Here is a 21,285-nt window from a genome sequence, read left to right as displayed (position 1 = left end):
AATAAAACAACAAAGATATTTTATGGGTTTTTTCGATTTTATGACGGAGGATATTGCGATTGATTTAGGAACCGCAAATACATTAATAATTCACAACGGAAAAGTGGTTATTGATAGTCCTTCTATTGTTGCCAGAAACAGAATTTCTGGACAAATCATTGCTATTGGTCAAGAAGCCAATTTAATGCAAGGAAAAACCCATGAAAACATTAAAACAATTCGCCCGTTAAAAGACGGAGTTATTGCAGATTTTGAAGCTTCTGAACAAATGATTAAAGAATTTGTAAAGCAAATTCCATCCATTAAAAAGAAGTTATTTCCGCCAGCATTAAGAATGGTAATATGTATTCCATCAGGAATTACAGAAGTAGAAAAACGAGCTGTAAGAGATTCTGCAAAACATATGAATGCCAAAGAGATCTATTTAATTTACGAACCTATGGCTGCTGCAATTGGTGTTGGTATAGACATTATGGAACCTAAAGGAAATATGATTATTGATATAGGTGGTGGTACCACAGAAATTGCTGTAATTGCTTTAGGAGGTATTGTTTGTGATCAATCTGTAAAAGTTGCTGGAGATTTATTTACCAGTGATATTATGTACTATATGCGAACGCAACACAACTTACATGTAGGTGAAACTACTGCCGAAAAAATTAAAATTCAGATTGGTGCTGCTACTGAAGATTTAGAAACTCCGCCAGATGAAATGTTGGTTCAAGGTAGAGATTTATTAAGTGGCAAACCCAAACAAGTACAAGTATCTTTTAGAGAAATTGCAAAAGCCTTAGACAAATCTATTTTAAGAATTGAAGATGCTGTTATGGAAACTTTGTCTAAAACACCACCAGAATTAGCTGCAGATATTTACAATACGGGAATTTATTTAGCTGGTGGCGGCTCTATGTTAAGAGGTTTAGACAAACGTTTATCAAGAAAAACAGACTTGCCTGTTTATGTGGCTGAAGATCCTTTAAGAGCAGTTGTTAGAGGAACAGGAATTGCTTTAAAAGAATTAAATAAATACAAAAATGTTTTAATGAAATAGCGTTTTTTTTAAACTCTAACAATGCAGCAGATTATCTATTTTTTTCAGAAGTTTAAGTATTTTCTGTTTTTCTTATTGTTACAATTTATTGCGCTTACACTAACTTTTAACAACCTAAATTTTCATAAGAGTAAATTTGTAAGTTCTGCTAATGCTATTACGGGAGGTGTTTATTCATCAATATCTAATATAACAGAATATTTTAGTTTAAAAGAACAAAATAAGGTTTTAGCTGAAGAAAATACGCGCTTAAAAAATTTATTATCAAAGCAAAATTCAATTGTTATAAATATAGATTCTACAGTTATAGACAGTTTAAAGTATCAGCAAAAATATACTTTTACATCAGCAAAAATTAGAAAAAATGAATATGCTAAAGCTTTCAACTTTTTACTAATTAACAAAGGTAAAAACCAAGGTATTTCTAAAGAAATGGCAGTTATAAATAGCAAAGGTATTGTTGGAATTACAGAGCATTCTTTGTCTAATTACACAAGAGTACAATCCATTTTAAATAAAAACAGTAGAATAAATGCGCGTTTAAAAAACAGCTTTTATTTTGGCACTTTACGTTGGAATGGCAAAAACTATAACACTGTTCAATTGCATGATATTCCTAGACAAGCACCTCTTAAAATTGGGGACACCATTGAAACAGGTGGAAAATCTACTATTTTCCCTGAAGGAATTCCTATTGGCACGATTTCTAATATTGACCAAGGAAACACCATAGACAACAAAGTAGATATTATGCTTTTTAACGATATGAGCAATCTTGGCTATGTGTACATTATTAAAAGTTTAGATAAAAACGAAATAAAAAATTTAGAAAACCTAGAAGATGAATAAAACACTTCAAATAAGTTTGCTTTTTATTTTACTTTTGCTGATTCAAGTTTTTGTTTTAAACAACATTAATTTTTTAGGATATATAAATCCTTATCTGTACATTACTTTTGTTTTTTTATATCCGCTTAAAGAAAACCGATTTTCTTTTCTTTTTCTAAGTTTTCTTCTAGGCCTGTTTGTCGATTTTTTTTCTGACTCTGGAGGCATTCATGCGTTCTCAATTTTATTTATCGCTTATTTTAGATTATTTTTTATAAAAGTTTTTTTTAGAAAGCTCCCTGCAGATTATCCTTTTTTTAATTTAAAATCAGAGGCTTTTGGTAAAGTTTTTAATTATGTAGTAACTTTAACAGTTATTCATCATCTTATCTATTTTTCTTTTATTAATTTTAGTTTCCAAAACATATCAATAGTATTATTAAATACGTTATACTCAAGTGTTTTTACATTGATTTTGTTTTTTTTAGGAACCTATATTTTTACTAAAAGTCAATAATGCAAAGAAGTTTTTTACTCTATTTTTTAATCACTTTAATTGGAGTTATTTTTATTGGAAGACTCTTTCAGTTACAAATTATTAGAGGAGCAAGTTATAATCCCATTCATAATTCTGCAGTAAAAATTGAATATGATTATCCAGAAAGAGGATATGTTTATGATAGAAATGGTAAACTTTTAGTTGCCAACGAACTTTCTTACGATGTTATGGTGCAGCCCAATCAAGTAAAACCATTAGACACTTTAGAGTTTTGTAAGCTTTTAAAAATTGATAAAGAAAGTTTTGATAAAAGACTCAAAAAAGCAGTAAGATATGCATCATACAAACCATCTGTATTTTTAAAACAATTAGCAAAAAAAGACTTTGCATACCTACAAGAAAAACTATATAAATATCAAGGATTTTTTATTCAAAAAAGAATTATTAGAGAATACCCTATAAATGCCGCTGCCAATGTTTTGGGCTATATAGGAGAAGTTAATGAAACTCTTGCAAAAAAAAGCGATTACTATCAACAAGGCGAATTAATTGGCAAAGACGGAATTGAAAGACAATATGAAAATCTTTTAAGAGGAAAAAAAGGTAAAAAATTTTTAAGCTTAAATAGATTTAACAAAGTAACAGGCTCTTACTTAGATGGAAAATATGATACAATTCCAGTAAACGGAAAGGATCTAACATTAACTTTAGATATTGATTTACAAGTTTATGGTCAGAAATTGATGAAAGGAAAAAGAGGTGGTATTGTTGCCCTAGAACCCTCATCAGGAGAAATTTTAGCTTTGGTTACTGCTCCTTCTTACAACCCCAATATGTTAGTAGGCAGAAAGAGATCAAAAAATTCTACCCTCTTATTTAACGACACAATTAGCAGACCTTCTTACGACAGAGGATTATTAGCAGCTTATCCACCAGGCTCACCTTTTAAAATGATGAATGCCTTAATTGGTTTACAAGAAGGAGTTATAAACGAACAAACTTGGTTTAAATGTTATCACGGTTATAAGTATGGCAAAAGAGTCAATGAGTTTATGGGATGTCATTGCGAAATTGTTGGCAGACCAATTAAACTAAAAACTGCCATTGCAAAATCTTGCAACAGTTATTTTTCTAACACTTATAAAAGAATTGTAGAAAAAGACAACAAACCTTCAGAAGGTTTAGATAATTGGCATAAACATGTTACTAGTTTTGGTTTGGGTAATTATTTGGGTTATGATTTACCCGCAGGAAGCCCAGGTTTAATACCCGATGGGAAATATTATAATAACCGTTATAAATATACTTGGAATGGCTCTACAACAATATCAAATGCAATTGGTCAAGGAGAAATTTTAACCACACCAATTCAATTAGCAAATTTTACTGCGGCAATAGCCAATAAAGGTTATTTTTTTACACCACATATTTTAAAACAAGTTGATAAAAAACCCATCAACGATTCTAAATTTACAGCAGCAAAACAGACCACCATTAACAAAGAATATTTTACGCCAGTTATAGAAGCTATGCACGAAGTTTTTAAAACAGGTACAGGAAAATGGAGTCAAGTAAAAGGAATTGAAATCTGCGGAAAAACTGGAACAGCCGAAAATTTTGCAAGAATTGACGGACAAAAAATTCAATTACCAGATCATTCTATTTTAGTTGCTTTTGCGCCCAAAAAAAATCCTAAAATTGCTTTGGCAATTTTTGTTGAAAACGGAGGTTATGGTTCTACAATAGCAGCTCCTATTACAAGTTTGTTGATAGAAAAATATTTAACAGGAAAAATTTCTAAAGCAAACAAATACAGAGAACAAAATATGTTAAACTTAAGTTTGCAAGATATTTACGACAAACTAAATCAAAAACCTCAAGAACTTGCGTCAAGAACAAAATAATATTTTTGCGAGTATAGATTGGGTTCTCGTTTTTCTATACATTATTTTAGTGAGTTTTGGATGGATGAATATTTATGCAGCATCAACATCTAATGAAGATTTTGAACTCCTTAGCTTTTCTACTAAATACGGAAAACAATTCGTTTTTATCTGTTTAACAGTTCCACTCATAATTACAGTTCTTTTTTTTAACTCAAAGTTTTACGAACGCTTTGCAAGTATCTTTTATATCATTTCTCTTATTTCTTTAATAGGTCTCTTTATTTTTGGAAAAGAAATTAACGGAGCAAAATCTTGGTATAATTTTGGAGTTTTAGGACTACAACCTTCTGAGTTTGTAAAAGCATTTACGGCTTTAGCAGTAGCTAAATTACTAAGTGACAGACAATACAATTTAAAACTAATTAAAAATCAAATAAAAGCTTTTATCATCATTTTTACACCAGCACTTTTAATTACACTACAACCAGATGCTGGGTCTGCATTAATTTATTTGGCATTCTTTTTTGTTTTAAATAGAGAAGGTTTAACTTTAAACTACATTACTATTGGTACCATAGCAATCCTTCTTTTTTTATTAACTATTTTTTTTGGTGCTACTTGGGTTTTATCCGTTTTATTTACCCTAATAACTATAGGTGTTTTTTATGCAATACATAAAGGAGGAAAAAGGTTTATCCGTTTTAACTGGCATAAAGTAGCCGGGTTTTATGTAATAATAGGATTATTTATTTTCGGAACAAACTTTACTTATAACAACATCTTTAAACAACATCATAGAGATCGTTTTGAAGTTTTATTAGGACTAAAAACAGACACTAAAAACATAGGTTATAATTCACATCAATCAGAATTAACTATTAGTTCAGGCGGCTTTTCAGGAAAAGGTTTCCTTAAAGGCGACATTACAAAAGGTGATTTTGTACCAGAACAACACACAGATTATATATTTAGTACAGTTGGCGAAGAATGGGGTTTTTTAGGAAGTAGTTTTGTTATAATTTTATTTATGTTGATGCTATTTAGAATTATATATTTAGCAGATACCCATACCAATAAATTCGGGCGAATATATGGTTATGGAGTTGCTTCTATTCTATTTTTTCATATTATGGTTAATATAGGAATGGTAATTGGCTTGCTACCTACTGTTGGTATTCCTCTTCCCTTTTTTAGTTACGGAGGTTCTTCCCTTTGGGGATTTACAATCTTACTTTTTATCTTTATTAGACTAGATGCTCATAAAAATTACGATTGGTAGAAAGCTAAAATTTAATCATAAAAAAAGCTCTGAATTTTCATTCAGAGCTTTTAAATATCTTACAATTTAAATCTTACAATGCAGCAACGTGCTTTGTTAATTTAGATTTTAAATTTGCAGCTTTATTTTTATGAATAATGTTATTCTTAGCCAACTTATCTAACATAGAAATAACCTTACCCAATCGTCCTTCAGCTTCTTTTTTATCTTCTACAGCACGTAAATCTCTAACAGCATTACGAGTAGTTTTATGCTGATATTTGTTGCGCAACCTTTTAGCTTCGTTGCTTCTAATTCTTTTTAATGCTGACTTATGATTTGCCATAATTTCTTTACTTCTTGTTTTTATTAAAACTTTGTAGTCCGTACGGGAATCGAACCCGTGTTACCAGGATGAAAACCTGGCGTCCTAACCCCTAGACGAACGGACCATTACAATTAAATATCTCTTAATTGCGGATGCAAATATACAACGTTTTTGAAATTCTACAATATTTTTTTAAAAAATTTTAAAAAATTAATAAGCCTTTGCAAAAAGCACTCTTCTTGTTGATGGTTTTCCTGTTAAAACACAGCTTCCTGCTTCTTCTACAGCATCATTTGGTATACATCTAATTGTTGCTTTTGTGTACTCTTTTATTCTATCTTCAGTTTCTTCTGTACCATCCCAATGCGCAGAAACGAATCCTCCTTTGTTTTTTATCGCTTTTTTAAACTCTTTAAAATCATTTACTACAGTTATATGCTCTTTTCTGTAATCTATTGCTTTAGCAAATAAATTCTCTTGTATTTCTTCTAAAAGTTTCTCTATTACAACAACTACATCTTCTTGATTAATGGTTTGTTTTTCAAAAGTATCTCTTCTTGCAATTTCTAAAGTTCCGTTTTCTAAATCACGATTTCCCATTGCAATTCTAACAGGAACTCCCTTTAGTTCATATTCTGCAAATTTTGCTCCTGGTCTAAACGTATCTCTATTATCAAACTTAACAGAAATTCCTTTTTTGCGTAATTCTTTTACAATTTCATTTACTTTTTCAGAAATTGCTTCTAATTGTTCTTCTCCTTTATAAATTGGTACAATTACAACTTGAATTGGCGCTAATTTTGGAGGCAATACTAAACCTTTATCATCAGAATGTGTCATTATAAGACCACCTATTAAACGCGTAGAAACTCCCCAAGAAGTTGCCCAAACATATTCTTGTTTTCCTGCTGCAGAAGTAAATTTTACATCAAAAGCTTCTGCAAAATTTTGCCCTAAAAAATGGCTTGTTCCTGCCTGCAAAGCTTTTCCATCTTGCATTAAAGCTTCTATTGTATAAGTATCTTCTGCTCCTGCAAAACGCTCACTATCAGATTTTATTCCTTTAACAACTGGCATTGCCATAAAATTTTCAGCAAATTCTGCATACACATCTTGCATTTGCTTAGCTTCTGCAACTGCTTCTTTTTTTGTTGCGTGTGCGGTATGCCCTTCTTGCCATAAAAACTCAGCCGTTCTTAAAAACAATCGTGTACGCATTTCCCAACGAACCACATTTGCCCATTGATTTATTAATAATGGTAAATCTCTATAAGATTGAATCCATCCTTTATAAGTATTCCAAATAATAGCTTCTGATGTTGGTCTAACCACCAATTCTTCTTCTAATTTTGCTTCTGGATCTACTCTTAACTTTCCTTCGTTATCAGGATCGTTTTGTAAACGATAATGAGTTACAACCGCACATTCTTTAGCAAAACCTTCTGCATTTTTTTCTTCAGCTTCAAACAAACTTTTAGGAACAAAAAGCGGAAAATATGCATTTTCATGACCTGTTTCTTTAAACATTCTATCTAGCGCTGCTTGCATCTTTTCCCAGATTGCAAAACCATAAGGTTTGATAACCATACAACCTCTAACTGCTGAGTTTTCAGCTAAATCTGCTTTTACAACTAGTTCGTTATACCATTTAGAATAATCGTCTGCTCTTTTTGTTAAATGTTTACTCATAATCAAAAGTTTGGCACAAAAATTGTTACCTTTAATGTGAAGTTTTTGTTAAAAATTTGTATCTATTTTATAAAAAACGATACAAAATTACTATAATTTAAAGAGTTTTTAGCAAGAAATTATCAATAAAAAAGTATTCATCAAAATATTGTCATTATGAAACTACATTATATAAAACGCAATCTAAACCAACTTTCTTTATTAATTCTCACAAACTTGCTATTGGTTTCTTGTGGCGCATATCAAAGCGTTTATAATGATGATGGCATTTATGGTGATGATACTAAACCTACGCAAAAGAAAAAAGTAATTATTGCTGATGAAGATGAGTATGAAGAATATGAGAATAATTACTTTACAAAAAGGCTAGAAAGTCTACAAAAAATTAATGATAATGAAATTTTTACAAACCCAGATGAATATAATTCTGTAGATACTTTATATGTTGATGATGAAACAATTGATAAAACTTTAAACTACAAGTCGAATCAACCTTGGGGTTATGAAGACAACAATGATGTTGTAGTTAATATTAACTTAAATAATTCTCCTTATTGGGATGACTTTTATGGATATGGATATTATGGATATGGTTCTTATTATCCTTATAGATATAGATGGTCTTATAGATATGGTGGTTATTACAACCCTTATTGGCATCCTTATCATTATGGAAATTATTGGAGTTTAGGATTAATAGACCCATATTATTGCCCACCTTATTATTATAGATATAACAATTATAGGTATAATAATGGTAGATATAACAATCGTTATTACAGAAATTCAAACTATAGCAGAAGAACAGCTTACAATTCTAGATACAGCAATAGAAGCACTACTAGAAGAAGTGCAACCAATAGAAGAAGTTCTACAGTTAACAGAAGATCTACAAATACAAGTAGACGAAGAAGTAGCACTTCTACATATCCTTCTAGACGTAGTTCTACTACAAGAAGAAACCCTACTTCTACAAGAAGACGTAGCTCATCTTCTACTAGAAGAAGCTCAGGCAACACATCATCTACTAGACGTAGTTCTTCTTCTACAAGAAGGAGCTCTGGAAACTCATCTACTAGGAGAAGTTCATCTTCTACAAGAAGGAGAAGTTCTGGAAACATCTCTAACAGACGTAGTTCATCTTCTACAAGAAGATATACACCAAGAACTTCAACAAGAAGTAGTAGAAGCTACAATCGTCCTTCCACAAGTACAAGGAGGTCTTCTTCTGCCACAAGATCTTTTTCAACTAGAAGATCATCAACTAGAAGTACACCTAGTAGAAGTAGCAGATCTAGAAGCACCACAAGTAGGTCTTCATCATCTAGAAGAAGAAATTAATTAACATTAGAAAAGCATTAAAATGAAAAGATTTTTAACAATAGCGATTTTTTTCGCAGCAACAATTACGTCTTATTCACAATCTTTAGGTTATCAAGATTTAGGAGTTCTTTTTTCGCAAACAGATACTAATGGATCTGCGCGTTTTACAGCAATGAGTGGAGCTTTTGGAGCATTAGGTGGAGATTTATCTGTAATAAATGTTAATCCAGCTGGTATTGCCGTTTTTAATAATAGTCAATTTTCGGCAACTTTTAACTCTAGAAGTTCAGATATTTCTGCAGCTTACGGAAATGCACAAAAAAACGACAGAAAAACATTAATAAGTAATAACGAGTTTATAAACCTTTCTCACGCTGGTGCTGTACTGGTTTTTGATAGTGCATACAAATCTGATTGGAGTAAATTTGCTATTGGTTTTAATTATAGAATTACTAAAGATTTTTCTGATAATTTTTCTGCAGAAGGTAATGAAGCTGTAACAAGATTTGACATAAATCCGCGCGATACTAAAACTCCTAAAACACTCTATAATTTTACAAACGGTCAGTTATTTAATACAAAATATGCAGGAGAAATATCTGAACTAAATTTTGCCTTTTCTGCTGTGCATTTAAATAAATTATACATAGGTCTTGGTCTTAATTTTTATGATTTAAATTATTCTCAAAAATCAGTTTTAACAGAATTAAATAGCGAAACTAGTGGCAAAAAATTAGATGTAGAATTGTACCAAGAAAACTTTACTACAGGTACTGGTTTTTCTGCAAATGCTGGTTTTATTTATAAAATGCACCGTAATTTTAGAGTAGGTGTATCTTACCAAACTCCAACTTGGTATTCTGAGATTTTACAAGACACAAACTACAACCAAGACAGTAAAATAGATATTGGAGAAACAGCTTATTTTCCTGAAAAAGAAAAATCTTTTGCCGAGAATAACAAAAGACAACTTATTTCTTATCAATTAAAAACGCCAAGCAAACTAACAGCAAGTGCAGCTTTTATTTTTGGCAAAAGTGGTTTATTGAGTTTTGATTACATCAACAAAAATTACGAAAATATTAAGCTATCTAATGGCGTTTTTACAAACGAAAATAAATTTTTTCAAGATGAATTAAGAAATACACATTCTTACAATGTTGGCGCAGAATGGCGTTTAAATAGATTTAGTGTTAGAGGTGGATATCAATACGAACAAAGCCCAGATAAATTAGCTCTAGATTCTGATAATATTAAAGGATATTCTTTAGGTGCAGGTTATAATTTTGGTAACTTTAAACTAGATTTTTCTTACAGCGATAGCAACAGAACAGGTTTGTATAACTTCTACTCTAACTTAGATGTTAAGGTAAATCCTGCTGATTTAAAAATAAACAACAAAATATTTACAGCTACCCTAACTTTGAATCTGTAATTCTTAAAAACAAATTAAAAACCCGTTTAAATGGACTCATAAAACGTCTCTTTAAGCGGGGTTTTAAGTTTATATGAATTCATAAACTCTATTTCCGTTTTTTTGCCTTAATTTTGCAACTCAATTTTTAGCATATGCAAAACATAAAAATTACTGTTCAAGAAACGACTAACAATACCATCATAAAATTTAATACGAATACAGTTTTAATTAATGGCGGAAGTTATGAGTATAGCAATATAGATGAGGCAAAAAACTCGCCTTTAGCGCAACAATTATTTTACTTACCTTTTGTAAAAAAAGTATTTATAACTGCTAATTTTATAGCTGTTCAACGTTTTGATATTTTAGAATGGATAGATGTACAAGAAGAAGTGAGGGAACAAATAGAAGCTTTTTTAAATGATGGAAACAAGGTTGTTAACGAAGAAGTTTCATCAACCAAAAAAGAAGCGATAGAAGTTTATGCTGAGGTTACACCAAATCCATCAGTAATGAAATTTGGCACCAACAAATCGCTAACACAAACTGATGTTGAGTTTAAAAATATTGATGAAGCCAGTAAATCATCGCCTTTGGCGCAAGCAATTTTCACATTTCCATTTGTAAAAGAGGTTTTTATTTCTGATAATTATATTTCTATCACAAAATACGATATGATAGAATGGAATGAAGTTTTTACTGAAGTAAGAACTTTTATTCGGGAGTATTTAGTTGCTGGAAAAACAATTATTAAAGAACTTTCAAACCAAAAAGAAGTTTCTAAAAAAAATAAAATAGTTCAACCTCAAATAAAATTAGAAGGAGTTTCTGCTGAAATTGTAGCTATTTTAGACGAGTACATAAAACCTGCGGTTGCTGGTGATGGAGGAAATATTGCTTTTCGTTCTTATGATAAAGAAAACAAAATTGTAAGTGTAATTTTACAAGGCGCATGTAGTGGTTGCCCATCTTCTACAGCTACTTTAAAAAACGGAATAGAAAACTTGTTAAAAGAAATGTTGCCAAATCAAATTAATGAAGTGCTAGCCATCAACGGATAATAAAATGTCAGCAGAAAAAATAAATCCTTACAAAGATTCTAAACTTGGTAAAAAAGAACAAGTTGCTCAAATGTTTGACAAAATTTCTGAAAATTACGATGGTTTAAACAGAGTAATTTCTTTAGGAATTGATGTGAAGTGGCGTAAAAAAGTAGTAAAAATTGTTGGGCAAAACAATCCGAAACAAATTTTAGACATTGCCACTGGCACAGGAGATTTAGCGTTAATGATGGCTTCATTAAATCCTGATAGAATTGTAGGTTTAGACATTTCTGAAGGAATGTTAGAAGTAGGAAAACAAAAAATAGCTAAAGCCAATTTAGCTGACAAAATAGAAATGATGGTTGGCGATTCTGAAGAAATGCCTTTTTCAGACAACACTTTTGATGCCATTACAGTTTCTTTTGGCGTTAGAAACTTTGCGAACTTAAACAAAGGAATTACAGAAATTGCCAGAGTTTTAAAACCTACAGGTGTTTTAGTGATTCTAGAAACATCAAACCCAACTAAGTTTCCTTTTAAACAAGGCTATAAATTTTACACCAATTTTATTTTACCTATTATTGGTAAACTTTTTTCAAAAGATAAAGTTGCTTATTCTTATTTGTCTGAATCTGCAAATTCTTTTCCTTTTGGAGAAGATTTCAACAATATTTTACAAAAAAATGGGTTTACACATACAGAAGCTAAACCTGTAACTTTTGGAGTTGCAACAATTTATACTGCAAGCAAATAATGATGAGTAAAAAGATTTTTGTTTTCGGATTTTTTCTGATGATTTCTGCCGCATTTTACGCGCAAAGAGAACGTGTAGAATACTTACCAAGTTTCGATAAAAGAAAAATACATTATGGTTTTTATTTAGGCTTAAATCAGAACGATTTTAAAGTCAGTTTAAAAAATATTACAGGTATTTCTAATGCAAATATTACTGTAGAGCCAACCACTGGTTTTAATGTGGGTTTAATTGCCGATTTACGCTTACATAAAAATTTAAATTTAAGATTAGAACCTGGTTTAATGACCAACTCTAAAAAGATTTATTTTAATCATTTACCTACTAAAAAAGATAGTGTTAGAGAAGTTAGTTCTACCTATTTACACGTTCCTATATTGTTTAAATTTAGTACGGATAGATATAAAAATATTCGCCCTTATGTTTTAGGTGGAGTTTCTTTTAACTACAACTTTTCTAGTAATGAAAATGGTGAAGACAACTCTCAAGGACAGTTTAGAATGAAAACCAGCAACTTTATGTACGAAGTGGGTGTTGGAATCGATATTTATTTATATTTCTTTAAATTCTCGCCCTCTATTCGTGGTGTTTTTGCTATTAATAATGAAGTAAAATACGACAAAGACAAAAATAGCAAATGGACTGCTCCTATAAATAATATGGGAACTCGTGGTGTTTTTCTAACCTTAGCTTTTGAGTAGTTGTTAGTTGCAAAGTGACAAAGTAAAAAAAGTCTCAAAGTTTATTTATTTACTGAAAACGGCTTACTAAACACCTCTCCTAAACTCACTTAACAAAATAGCAGTTGCTGTAGCTACATTTAGACTTTCTGTTTCTTGGGTATTTCCAAAACGAGGAATCGAAATTTTATTTGTAATTCGTTTTTTTATTGCTTCTGAAACTCCATTTGCTTCATTTCCCATAATCAGAACTCCTTCTTTTGGCAAGTTTGCTTTGTAAACATTTTTACCCTCCATATCTGCTATAAATGTTGGTAAACTTGTTTCAGATAAGTACTTTTCTAAATCTACATATTTAATAGAAACTCTTGTTAAAGAACCCATACTTGCTTGCACAACTTTTTGGTTGTAGCAATCTACAGTTTCTTTAGAGCAAATTAATTCATGAACCCCAAACCAATCGCACAAACGAATAATGGTTCCTAAATTCCCTGGATCGTTAACTGCATCTAAAGCAATAACCAATCCTTTGTTTTTAAGGATTTTTTCATCAGAAATTTTAAACAAACCTAAAACTTTGTTGGGTGTTTTTAAATTGCTAATTTTCTTTAAATCACTTTCTGAAATACGAACTATCTTTTCATCAACTAAATCTACATAAAAATCTTCTGTACAAAAAAGAGCTTCAACTTCTAAAGAAGAAGTTAATAATTCATAAATTACTTTAACGCCTTCTGCAATAAATAATTTATGCTTTTGTCTATACTTTTTTTGCGATAAACTTGTTATGAGTTTAAGTTGATTTTTTGAGATACTCATTAATTGATTTGTAAATTAAAATAAACCGTCGAAAAATACTATTTTTGATTTTGATAGCATTGCTAAATTAATGAAAAAACTTTCTTTTTATCTTTTTATCTTAATCATTTTAGTTTCGTGTAATTCTACAAAACACGTAGCTGAAAAAGAGCATATGCTCACTCAAAATTATATTTATGTAGATAGTGTAAGAAACAAAAGCACGGATTTACAAAAATATTTATTACAAAAACCAAACCCTAGGTTTTTAGGCTTACCTTTTGCTTTGTATCTTCATAATTTAGGAAATCACAAAAAACCAAAAAAACCAAGTGAGTGGGGCAAAAAAAATCCTAATTCATATCATTTTATTAAAAATATTTTTTCTGAAAAACAAAGTATAGCTTACGCAAATTCTTTTATTGGTTTAAATAATTGGTTTTTAAATTATCAAGGACCTGTAATAATTAGCGACAGAAAAGTTAAAAATACTGAAAATAATTTATGGGCTTATTATAAAAATCAAGGATATTTTAAGTCGAAAGTGGTATCAAAAATTAATAGATATGATGATAAAAAAGCAACAGTAGAATATTACATTACCAAAGGAAAACCTACAATTTTAGACACGATAAACCTTGATATAAAATCTACTGTTTTAGATTCTATTTACAAATCTTCAGGTATTTCTTCTTATTTAAAATCTGGCAATCAGTATAAAGACGAAGATTTTAGAAATGAAGCCAAAAGAGTTCTTAAACTTTTTAGAAATAATGGAATCTATCACTTTACAGAATCGGCTCTTGGTTTTTATGTAGATTCTACAAGAACAGATTACAAAACGAATGTAGATTTTTTAATTTCTAGTAACAGATTGATTGATGAAAATGGAACCTATGTAAGCAAACCTTATAAAAAAATGAAGGTTGAAGAAATTAATGTAATTACAGATTATTCTTTTACAAAAAAAAATCAAAAGCTTAAAGACTCTATCAACTATAAAGGTATTAATTTTTTAGCGTTTGATAAGTTAAAATACAATCCCAAATATTTATCTCAATCTATTTTTTTAAAACCTAATCAGATATATAAAGATACGTTAAGAAATTTAACAAGAAGTCATTTAAAATCACTTAAAAACTTTAAATCTACTAACATAACATTTTTACCCATTAAAGGTAAAGATGATGCATTAAAAATGAATGTTTTTTTAGCCCCTATAGAAAAATATACGTTAGGTTTAGAAACTGAGTTAACACATTCTAACATTAGAAACATTGGTGCTTCTGCTAAGTTTTCAATCTCAAACAGAAATACTTTTAGAGGTGCAGAATTATTAAAATTATCTTTTTTAGGATCTTATTTTAATGCCACTAATGGTCCTGGTTGGGAAATAGGAGCAGATGCCTCTTTAGAAGTTCCAAGGTTTATGGCGCCTTTTGGTTTAAGTAGATTGGTTCCTAAAAGAATGTCTCCAAGAACCTTATTTTCTTTAGGAGCTAGTTTTCAAAAAAACATTGGCTTAGACAGAAAAACATTTACTGTTTTGGCAGATTATAAGTGGAATTACAATCCAAAAAAAACTATACAAGTAGAAGCTGTTAATGTACAGTATATTCAAAATTTAAATGTAAATAGATATTTTAGTATTTATAGTTCAGAATTTGATGCTTTGCAAAAAATAAACACAATTTTCCCTGATACATCACAAGATTTACCAACAGACATCAATAAGCAAGCAACTGAGGCTGTAAAATTTATGAATATAGTTTCTACAAATAATGCCTTTCAAAATTCAAACCCAGAAGAATACAATACAACACTAAACATCTTAAATCGATATAAAATTATTACCTCCGATTTTTTAATTCCTACTCTAGCTTATACTTTTAATTATAACAGCCAAACAAATTTTAAAGACAATAATTTTTCTTTTTTTAAAATCAGAATAGCAAACTCTGGTAATATTTTAGGGCTTATCTCAAAAAAAACGAACGCAAATAATAAAAAAACTTTTTTAAACATTCCTTTAGCGCAATATTTTAAAACGGATATTGAGTATAAACGATTTTGGAATGTGGGCTCAAATGCTGTTTTCGGGTTTAGAACTTTTTTAGGTGCCATTATTCCATACGACAATTCTGATATTCCGTTTACAAAAAGCTATTTTGCTGGAGGATCAAATGATATTAGAGCTTGGCAAACTTACGAACTGGGTCCAGGAACCAGAAATACTGGATTAGAATTTAATGTAGGAAGTTTTAAATTTTTAACCAGTGCCGAATATAGATTTCCTGTTATTAGCAAACTAAAAGGCGCACTTTTTATTGATGCAGGTAACATTTGGGATATCACCAACTCAGATTTTGTAGATAAAAAAGCAAGATTAAATGGTTTTTCATCTTTAAAAGACATTGCTGTTGGCTCTGGTTTCGGAGCAAGGTTAGATTTTAGTTTTCTTATTCTTCGTCTAGATGTAGGTTTTAAAACTTACGAACCTTATCTGTCTGATAAAAAATGGTTTAAAAACTATAATTTTGCAGATGCCGTTTATAATATAGGAATCAACTATCCTTTCTAAAATCTACGAAAAACCTATAACGTTTTCGTTATTTATTTAAACTTTAACTAGTATTTTTACTACTTTTGATAAGTAAAATAATGATAAAAAAACAGATATGAGTCATAATATTAAACCAGGTGTTGCAACCGGAAAAGAAGTTCAAGATATATTTAATCTTGCTAAAGAAAAAGGATTTGCTTTACCAGCAGTAAATGTTGTAGGATCAAATACAATTAACGGAGTTTTAGAAACTGCTAGAGATTTAAATGCTCCTGTTATTATTCAGTTTTCAAACGGTGGCGCACAATTTAACGCAGGTAAAGGATTGTCTAACGATGGTCAAAAAGCAGCTATTGCAGGTGCCATCGCTGGTGCAAAACACATACATGAATTATCGGTAGCTTATGGAGTTCCTGTAATTTTACACACAGATCACTGTGCAAAAAAATTATTACCTTGGATTGACGGTTTATTAGATGCATCAGAAAAACACTTTGCAGAAACAGGTAAACCTCTTTACAGTTCTCATATGATAGATTTATCTGAAGAACCACTTGAAGAAAACATCGAAATTTGTAAAACGTATTTAGCACGTATGAGCAAAATGGGTATGACTCTAGAAATTGAATTAGGTATTACTGGTGGTGAAGAAGATGGTGTAGACAATTCTGATGTAGATGTTTCTAAACTATACACGCAACCAGAAGAAGTTGCTTATGCTTACGAAGAATTATTAAAAGTTTCTCCGCAATTTACAATTGCTGCTGCATTTGGTAATGTACACGGTGTTTATAAACCAGGAAACGTAAAACTGACTCCAAAAATCTTAAAAAACTCTCAAGAATTTATCACAAAAAAATATGGTGTAGAAGAAAATCATATCGATTTTGTATTCCATGGAGGTTCTGGTTCTACATTAGAAGAAATTAGAGAAGCTATTGGTTATGGAGTTATTAAGATGAATATTGATACCGATTTACAATTTGCCTTTACCGAAGGAATTAGAGATTATATGCAAGGAAAAGCCCCTTACTTAGCAACTCAAATTGGGAATCCAGATGGAGTAGACCAACCCAATAAAAAATACTACGACCCAAGAAAATGGTTACGAGAAGGCGAGGTTACATTTAAAGAACGTTTAAAACAAGCTTTTGCAGACTTAAACAATGTAGACACCTTATAAAAGTAAAATTTAACTTACAAAAAAGCACTTTGATTAAATCAAAGTGCTTTTTTTATGACTTTAAAACATCAAAAAGTATACTTTAAAGAAAAAACTTTTACATTTGTATTTCTAATTTATATCAAATTTAGAACAAACGAAACAAAACAACGAGTATGGCTTGGTTTAAAAGAACTGATAAAGGAATCCAAACTTCTACAGAAGACAAAAAAGACACTCCAAAAGGATTATGGTATAAAACACCTAGCGGAAAAATAATAGATACAGAAGAATTAAAAAGAAACCTATATGTGAGTCCAGAAGATGGTTATCATGTAAGAATAGGAAGTAAAGAATATTTCGAATTATTTTTTGATGACAATAAATTTAAAGAATTAGACGAAAAACTAACTTCTAAAGACCCTTTAAAATTCGAAGACACAAAAAAATATACAGACCGCGTAAAAGCAGCCCAAGTAAAAACCAAATTAAATGATGCTGTAAGAACAGCTGTTGGTAAATCTTTAGGAAAAGATTTAGTAATAGCTGCTATGGATTTTGCTTTTATTGGAGGTTCTATGGGTTCTGTTGTTGGAGAAAAAATTGCGCGTGCAATTAATTATGCAATAGAACATAAATTACCATTTTTAATGATTTCTAAATCTGGTGGTGCTCGTATGATGGAGGCTTCTTTATCACTAATGCAACTGGTAAAGACATCAGCAAAATTAGCACAATTAGCAGACGCAAAACTACCTTACATTTCTTTATGTACAGACCCAACAACTGGGGGTACTACAGCTTCTTATGCAATGTTAGGCGACATAAATATTGCAGAACCCAATGCATTAATTGCTTTTGCAGGACCAAGAGTTGTTAAAGACACAACAGGTAAAGATTTACCTCCAGGATTTCAGAAATCTGAATTTGTTTTAGAACACGGTTTCTTAGATGCTATTTATGAACGTAAAAACCTAAAAAAACAAATTAATTTATATATCGATTTAATACAAAATCTTCCTATTCGAAAAGAAGAAACTGTATCATAATAAAAAAGCCAGCAAAATTGCTGGCTTTTTTATCTATATAAGTTTCTAAAAAGAAACCGCTTACATCAACTTTATTATCAAAAATAATTCTATATTTGCAGCTTCAATGAAAGTATCATTGATATACATAAAAATCATTTAAATAATATTGGCATGTACTTAACAAAAGAAATTAAAGAAGGAATCTTCGAAAAACACGGTAAAGGAAAAAATGATACGGGTTCTTCAGAAGGTCAAATTGCGTTATTTACGCACAGAATTAACCACTTAACAGAACACTTAAAAAACAATCGTAAAGATTTTAACACAGAGCGTTCTTTAGTAAGAATGGTTGGTAAGCGTAGAAGTTTATTAGATTATCTAAAGAAAACAGATATTTCTAGATATCGTGCAATCATCAAAGAATTAGGAATTAGAAAATAATTCTTACAAAAAAGAGGCTCTATAAACGTGCCTCTTTTTTTTATGACAAATTCCTTGTAGCTTTTGCTACAAAAAAATAATTTGTCTTTCCCGTGAAAACGGGAATCAAAAAAAAAAAATTAACTCTGTCTAACAAACAGAATCATTATAAAAAATCAAAAATACTAACAACATTTTTGTATTTCCGTTGGAAAAAACCCACAACAACAAACAACAACACAACAACAAACAAATTAAAAATTTAGAATTAAAATTTTATGATTCCAAAAGTATTTAGAGAGGTCATAGACCTTGGAGATGGAAGAACCATCTCATTAGAAACCGGTAAATTAGCAAAACAAGCGCACGGTTCTGTTGTTGTTCAATCAGGAAAATGTATGTTATTATGTACTGTTGTATCAAACTATCATCAAGCAGATGTAGATTTTTTACCCTTAACAGTAGATTATAGAGAAAAATTTGCGGCTGCAGGACGTTATCCTGGAGGATTCTTTAAAAGAGAAGCAAGACCTAGTGATGGAGAAGTGTTAACAATGCGTTTGGTAGACCGTGTTTTACGTCCATTATTTCCAAAAGATTACCACGCAGAAACACAAGTAATGATTCAGATGATGTCTCATGATGATGATGTTATGCCAGATGCAATGGCAGGTTTGGCAGCTTCAGCCGCTATTCAATTATCAGACATTCCTTTCGAAACTCCAATCTCTGAAGTTAGAGTTGCAAGAGTAAATGGAGAATTTGTCATTAATCCTACAAGAACGCAATTAGCGGAAGCTGATATTGATATGATGGTAGGTGCTTCTGCAGACTCTGTAATGATGGTAGAGGGTGAAATGGATGAATGTTCTGAAGAAGAAATGGCAGATGCTATTAAATTTGCACACGAAGCCATTAAAGTACAATGTGCTGCACAAGTTGCTTTAGCGGAAGCTTTTGGTAAAAAAGAAACTCGTGAATACGAACCAGAAGTAGAAGATGAAGATTTAGCTGCAAAAATTAAAGATTTAGTCTACAATAAAACGTATGCAATTGCAAAAGCAGGTTCTGCAAAACACGAAAGAAGTGCTGCTTTTAGCGAAATAAAAGAAGAAGTTTTTAATTCTTTTTCTGAAGAGGAACAAGCTGAATTAGGAAAACTAATTCATAAATACGTTTCAAAAGCACAAAAAACGGCTATTAGAGATTTAACTTTAAACGAAGGTTTACGTTTAGACGGAAGACAAACTACAGAAATTAGACCCATTTGGTGTGAGGTAGATTATTTACCATCAACCCATGGCTCATCAATATTTACAAGAGGAGAAACTCAAGCGCTAGCAACAGTAACTCTAGGAACTTCTAGAGAAGCAAATCAAATAGATATGCCCTCTTTCGAAGGTGAAGAAACTTTCTATTTACACTACAACTTTCCTCCTTTTTCAACGGGTGAAGCTCGTCCTTTAAGAGGAACTTCACGTAGAGAAGTTGGTCATGGAAACTTAGCACAAAGAGCCTTAAAAGGAATGATACCTGCTGATTGTCCTTATACTGTAAGAGTTGTAAGTGAAGTTTTAGAATCTAACGGTTCTTCTTCTATGGCAACTGTTTGTTCTGGAACAATGGCATTAATGGATGCTGGTGTTCAGTTAAAGAAACCCGTTTCTGGTATTGCTATGGGATTAATTTCTGATGGTAAAAACTATGCCGTTTTATCTGATATTTTAGGTGATGAAGATCACTTAGGAGATATGGACTTTAAAGTAACTGGTACTGCTGACGGAATTACAGCTTGTCAAATGGATATTAAAATCAAAGGATTAAGTTACGAGATTTTAGTAAATGCACTAAAACAAGCAAGAGATGGACGTTTACATATTTTATCAAAATTAACAGACACCATTAAAACTCCAAATGCTGATGTAAAAGCACACGCTCCAAAAATGATTACCAGAAGAATTCCTAACGATTTAATTGGTGCATTTATTGGCCCTGGAGGTAAAAACATTCAAGAATTACAAAAAGAAACTGAAACTACAATTGTAATTAATGAAGACCCTGTAACTGAAGAAGGTATTGTTGAAATTTTAGGAACAAAACCTGAAGGAATAGATGCTGTTATTGCAAAAATAGAAGCAATGCTATTTAAACCAGAAAGAGGTTCCGTTTACGAAGTAAAAGTAATTAAAATGTTAGATTTTGGCGCGGTTGTAGAATATACAGAAGCTCCAGGAAACGAAGTTTTATTACATGTAAGCGAGTTAGCTTGGGAACGCACAGACAACGTTTCTGATGTGGTTAAATTAGGTGATGTTTTAGATGTAAAATACTTTGGTATAGACCCTAAAACACGTAAAGAAAAAGTTTCTAGAAAAGCATTGTTAGAAAAACCTGAAGGTTGGGTTCCAAGACCACCAAGAGATAACAATCGTGGAAGAGACAACAGAGGTAGAGATAATCGCGGACGAGATAATAGACGTGATGATAGAAAACCTAGACAAGAGAAAAAAGAAGATTAATTTCTTTTTTTAATTAATATTGAAAATCGCCAATTA

General features: G+C 30.8%; 18 protein-coding genes and 1 tRNA gene. 15 read left to right on the top strand and 4 right to left on the bottom strand.

Annotated features, from left to right (window positions below):
- Positions 1-22 precede the first annotated feature (22 nt).
- From ACY2RX_RS09205 to rodA, 5 genes are read left to right on the top strand one after another with little or no spacing between them, the layout of a single operon-like run.
- Positions 23-1,051, top strand: coding sequence for a rod shape-determining protein (locus ACY2RX_RS09205; RefSeq protein WP_490103681.1), 1,029 nt, complete (start codon positions 23-25; stop codon positions 1,049-1,051).
- Between the two features lie 21 nt (positions 1,052-1,072).
- Positions 1,073-1,900 (top strand): rod shape-determining protein MreC, encoded by an 828-nt coding sequence (gene mreC / locus ACY2RX_RS09200; RefSeq protein WP_490103680.1) that lies wholly within the window; start codon positions 1,073-1,075, stop codon positions 1,898-1,900.
- On the top strand, positions 1,893-2,396 hold the full coding sequence (gene mreD / locus ACY2RX_RS09195) for a rod shape-determining protein MreD (protein WP_490103679.1): 504 nt from the start codon (positions 1,893-1,895) through the stop codon (positions 2,394-2,396). Before mreC ends, mreD begins: the two co-directional genes overlap by 8 nt.
- Positions 2,396-4,282, top strand: a complete 1,887-nt coding sequence (gene mrdA, locus ACY2RX_RS09190; RefSeq protein WP_490103678.1) for a penicillin-binding protein 2 — start codon at positions 2,396-2,398, stop codon at positions 4,280-4,282. Before mreD ends, mrdA begins: the two co-directional genes overlap by 1 nt.
- A complete protein-coding gene (rodA, locus tag ACY2RX_RS09185; RefSeq protein ID WP_490103677.1) occupies positions 4,263-5,543 on the top strand; it encodes a rod shape-determining protein RodA in 1,281 nt (426 codons plus the stop codon). The genes mrdA and rodA overlap by 20 nt, the downstream gene beginning before the upstream one ends.
- Before the next feature lie 73 nt (positions 5,544-5,616).
- Here rodA and rpsT read toward each other — a convergent pair whose 3' ends face one another.
- The 3 genes from rpsT to proS form a co-directional block, all read right to left on the bottom strand.
- A complete protein-coding gene (gene rpsT, locus ACY2RX_RS09180; protein ID WP_490103676.1) occupies positions 5,617-5,868 on the bottom strand; it encodes a 30S ribosomal protein S20 in 252 nt (83 codons plus the stop codon).
- Positions 5,869-5,902: 34 nt separating this feature from the next.
- Positions 5,903-5,974, bottom strand: a tRNA-Glu gene (locus tag ACY2RX_RS09175).
- A gap of 86 nt (positions 5,975-6,060) precedes the next feature.
- On the bottom strand, positions 6,061-7,539 hold the full coding sequence (gene proS, locus ACY2RX_RS09170; protein WP_490103675.1) for a proline--tRNA ligase: 1,479 nt from the start codon (positions 7,537-7,539) through the stop codon (positions 6,061-6,063).
- Positions 7,540-7,695: 156 nt separating this feature from the next.
- Between proS and ACY2RX_RS09165 the strand changes: the two genes are divergently transcribed.
- From ACY2RX_RS09165 to porT, 5 genes are all read left to right on the top strand, one after another.
- The gene (locus ACY2RX_RS09165; protein WP_490103674.1) at positions 7,696-8,880 is read left to right on the top strand and encodes a hypothetical protein; all 1,185 of its coding nucleotides are present in this window, start codon (positions 7,696-7,698) and stop codon (positions 8,878-8,880) included.
- A gap of 22 nt (positions 8,881-8,902) precedes the next feature.
- The gene (locus ACY2RX_RS09160; protein WP_490103673.1) at positions 8,903-10,297 is read left to right on the top strand and encodes an OmpP1/FadL family transporter; all 1,395 of its coding nucleotides are present in this window, start codon (positions 8,903-8,905) and stop codon (positions 10,295-10,297) included.
- A 134-nt stretch (positions 10,298-10,431) separates the two neighbouring features.
- Entirely contained in the window at positions 10,432-11,340 is a 909-nt protein-coding gene (locus ACY2RX_RS09155; RefSeq protein WP_490103672.1) for a NifU family protein, read from the top strand.
- Between the two features lie 4 nt (positions 11,341-11,344).
- Entirely contained in the window at positions 11,345-12,076 is a 732-nt protein-coding gene (gene ubiE / locus ACY2RX_RS09150; RefSeq protein WP_490103671.1) for a bifunctional demethylmenaquinone methyltransferase/2-methoxy-6-polyprenyl-1,4-benzoquinol methylase UbiE, read from the top strand.
- A gap of 2 nt (positions 12,077-12,078) precedes the next feature.
- Positions 12,079-12,777 (top strand): type IX secretion/gliding motility protein PorT/SprT, encoded by a 699-nt coding sequence (porT, locus tag ACY2RX_RS09145; RefSeq protein ID WP_490103670.1) that lies wholly within the window; start codon positions 12,079-12,081, stop codon positions 12,775-12,777.
- Between the two features lie 66 nt (positions 12,778-12,843).
- Here the strand turns inward: porT and ACY2RX_RS09140 are convergent, their stop codons facing one another.
- Entirely contained in the window at positions 12,844-13,575 is a 732-nt protein-coding gene (locus ACY2RX_RS09140) for a TrmH family RNA methyltransferase (RefSeq protein ID WP_490103669.1), read from the bottom strand.
- 70 nt (positions 13,576-13,645) lie between these two features.
- Between ACY2RX_RS09140 and tamL the strand changes: the two genes are divergently transcribed.
- The 5 genes from tamL (at position 13,646) to ACY2RX_RS09115 (ending at position 21,249) form a co-directional block, all read left to right on the top strand.
- Complete coding sequence (tamL, locus tag ACY2RX_RS09135; protein ID WP_490103668.1) at positions 13,646-16,135, top strand: translocation and assembly module lipoprotein TamL; 2,490 nt, start codon at positions 13,646-13,648, stop codon at positions 16,133-16,135.
- Between the two features lie 97 nt (positions 16,136-16,232).
- On the top strand, positions 16,233-17,300 hold the full coding sequence (gene fbaA, locus ACY2RX_RS09130) for a class II fructose-bisphosphate aldolase (protein WP_490103667.1): 1,068 nt from the start codon (positions 16,233-16,235) through the stop codon (positions 17,298-17,300).
- A gap of 155 nt (positions 17,301-17,455) precedes the next feature.
- On the top strand, positions 17,456-18,328 hold the full coding sequence (gene accD / locus ACY2RX_RS09125; protein ID WP_490103666.1) for an acetyl-CoA carboxylase, carboxyltransferase subunit beta: 873 nt from the start codon (positions 17,456-17,458) through the stop codon (positions 18,326-18,328).
- 153 nt (positions 18,329-18,481) lie between these two features.
- A complete protein-coding gene (gene rpsO, locus ACY2RX_RS09120; RefSeq protein WP_490103665.1) occupies positions 18,482-18,751 on the top strand; it encodes a 30S ribosomal protein S15 in 270 nt (89 codons plus the stop codon).
- 257 nt (positions 18,752-19,008) lie between these two features.
- Positions 19,009-21,249: a polyribonucleotide nucleotidyltransferase gene (locus ACY2RX_RS09115; protein WP_490103664.1), complete on the top strand. Its 2,241-nt coding sequence runs from the start codon at positions 19,009-19,011 to the stop codon at positions 21,247-21,249.
- Positions 21,250-21,285: the final 36 nt, after the last annotated feature.

It is taken from the genome of Polaribacter sp. 2405UD43-2, from assembly GCF_058147125.1.
The sequence above is the reverse complement of the archived record's forward strand: the minus strand, read 5'-3'. Positions and strand labels throughout refer to the sequence as shown.

Bases quoted from the DNA above. Each gene is read 5' to 3' on its own strand.
- ACY2RX_RS09205 (WP_490103681.1), top strand. From the start codon at position 23: ATGGGTTTTTTCGATTTTATGACGGAGGATATTGCGATTGATTTAGGA.
- mreC (WP_490103680.1), top strand. From the start codon at position 1,073: ATGCAGCAGATTATCTATTTTTTTCAGAAGTTTAAGTATTTTCTGTTT.
- mreD (WP_490103679.1), top strand. From the start codon at position 1,893: ATGAATAAAACACTTCAAATAAGTTTGCTTTTTATTTTACTTTTGCTG.
- mrdA (WP_490103678.1), top strand. From the start codon at position 2,396: ATGCAAAGAAGTTTTTTACTCTATTTTTTAATCACTTTAATTGGAGTT.
- rpsT (WP_490103676.1), bottom strand. From the start codon at position 5,868: ATGGCAAATCATAAGTCAGCATTAAAAAGAATTAGAAGCAACGAAGCT.
- proS (WP_490103675.1), bottom strand. From the start codon at position 7,539: ATGAGTAAACATTTAACAAAAAGAGCAGACGATTATTCTAAATGGTAT.
- ACY2RX_RS09165 (WP_490103674.1), top strand. From the start codon at position 7,696: ATGAAACTACATTATATAAAACGCAATCTAAACCAACTTTCTTTATTA.
- ACY2RX_RS09160 (WP_490103673.1), top strand. From the start codon at position 8,903: ATGAAAAGATTTTTAACAATAGCGATTTTTTTCGCAGCAACAATTACG.
- ACY2RX_RS09155 (WP_490103672.1), top strand. From the start codon at position 10,432: ATGCAAAACATAAAAATTACTGTTCAAGAAACGACTAACAATACCATC.
- ubiE (WP_490103671.1), top strand. From the start codon at position 11,345: ATGTCAGCAGAAAAAATAAATCCTTACAAAGATTCTAAACTTGGTAAA.
- porT (WP_490103670.1), top strand. From the start codon at position 12,079: ATGAGTAAAAAGATTTTTGTTTTCGGATTTTTTCTGATGATTTCTGCC.
- ACY2RX_RS09140 (WP_490103669.1), bottom strand. From the start codon at position 13,575: ATGAGTATCTCAAAAAATCAACTTAAACTCATAACAAGTTTATCGCAA.
- tamL (WP_490103668.1), top strand. From the start codon at position 13,646: ATGAAAAAACTTTCTTTTTATCTTTTTATCTTAATCATTTTAGTTTCG.
- fbaA (WP_490103667.1), top strand. From the start codon at position 16,233: ATGAGTCATAATATTAAACCAGGTGTTGCAACCGGAAAAGAAGTTCAA.
- accD (WP_490103666.1), top strand. From the start codon at position 17,456: ATGGCTTGGTTTAAAAGAACTGATAAAGGAATCCAAACTTCTACAGAA.
- rpsO (WP_490103665.1), top strand. From the start codon at position 18,482: ATGTACTTAACAAAAGAAATTAAAGAAGGAATCTTCGAAAAACACGGT.
- ACY2RX_RS09115 (WP_490103664.1), top strand. From the start codon at position 19,009: ATGATTCCAAAAGTATTTAGAGAGGTCATAGACCTTGGAGATGGAAGA.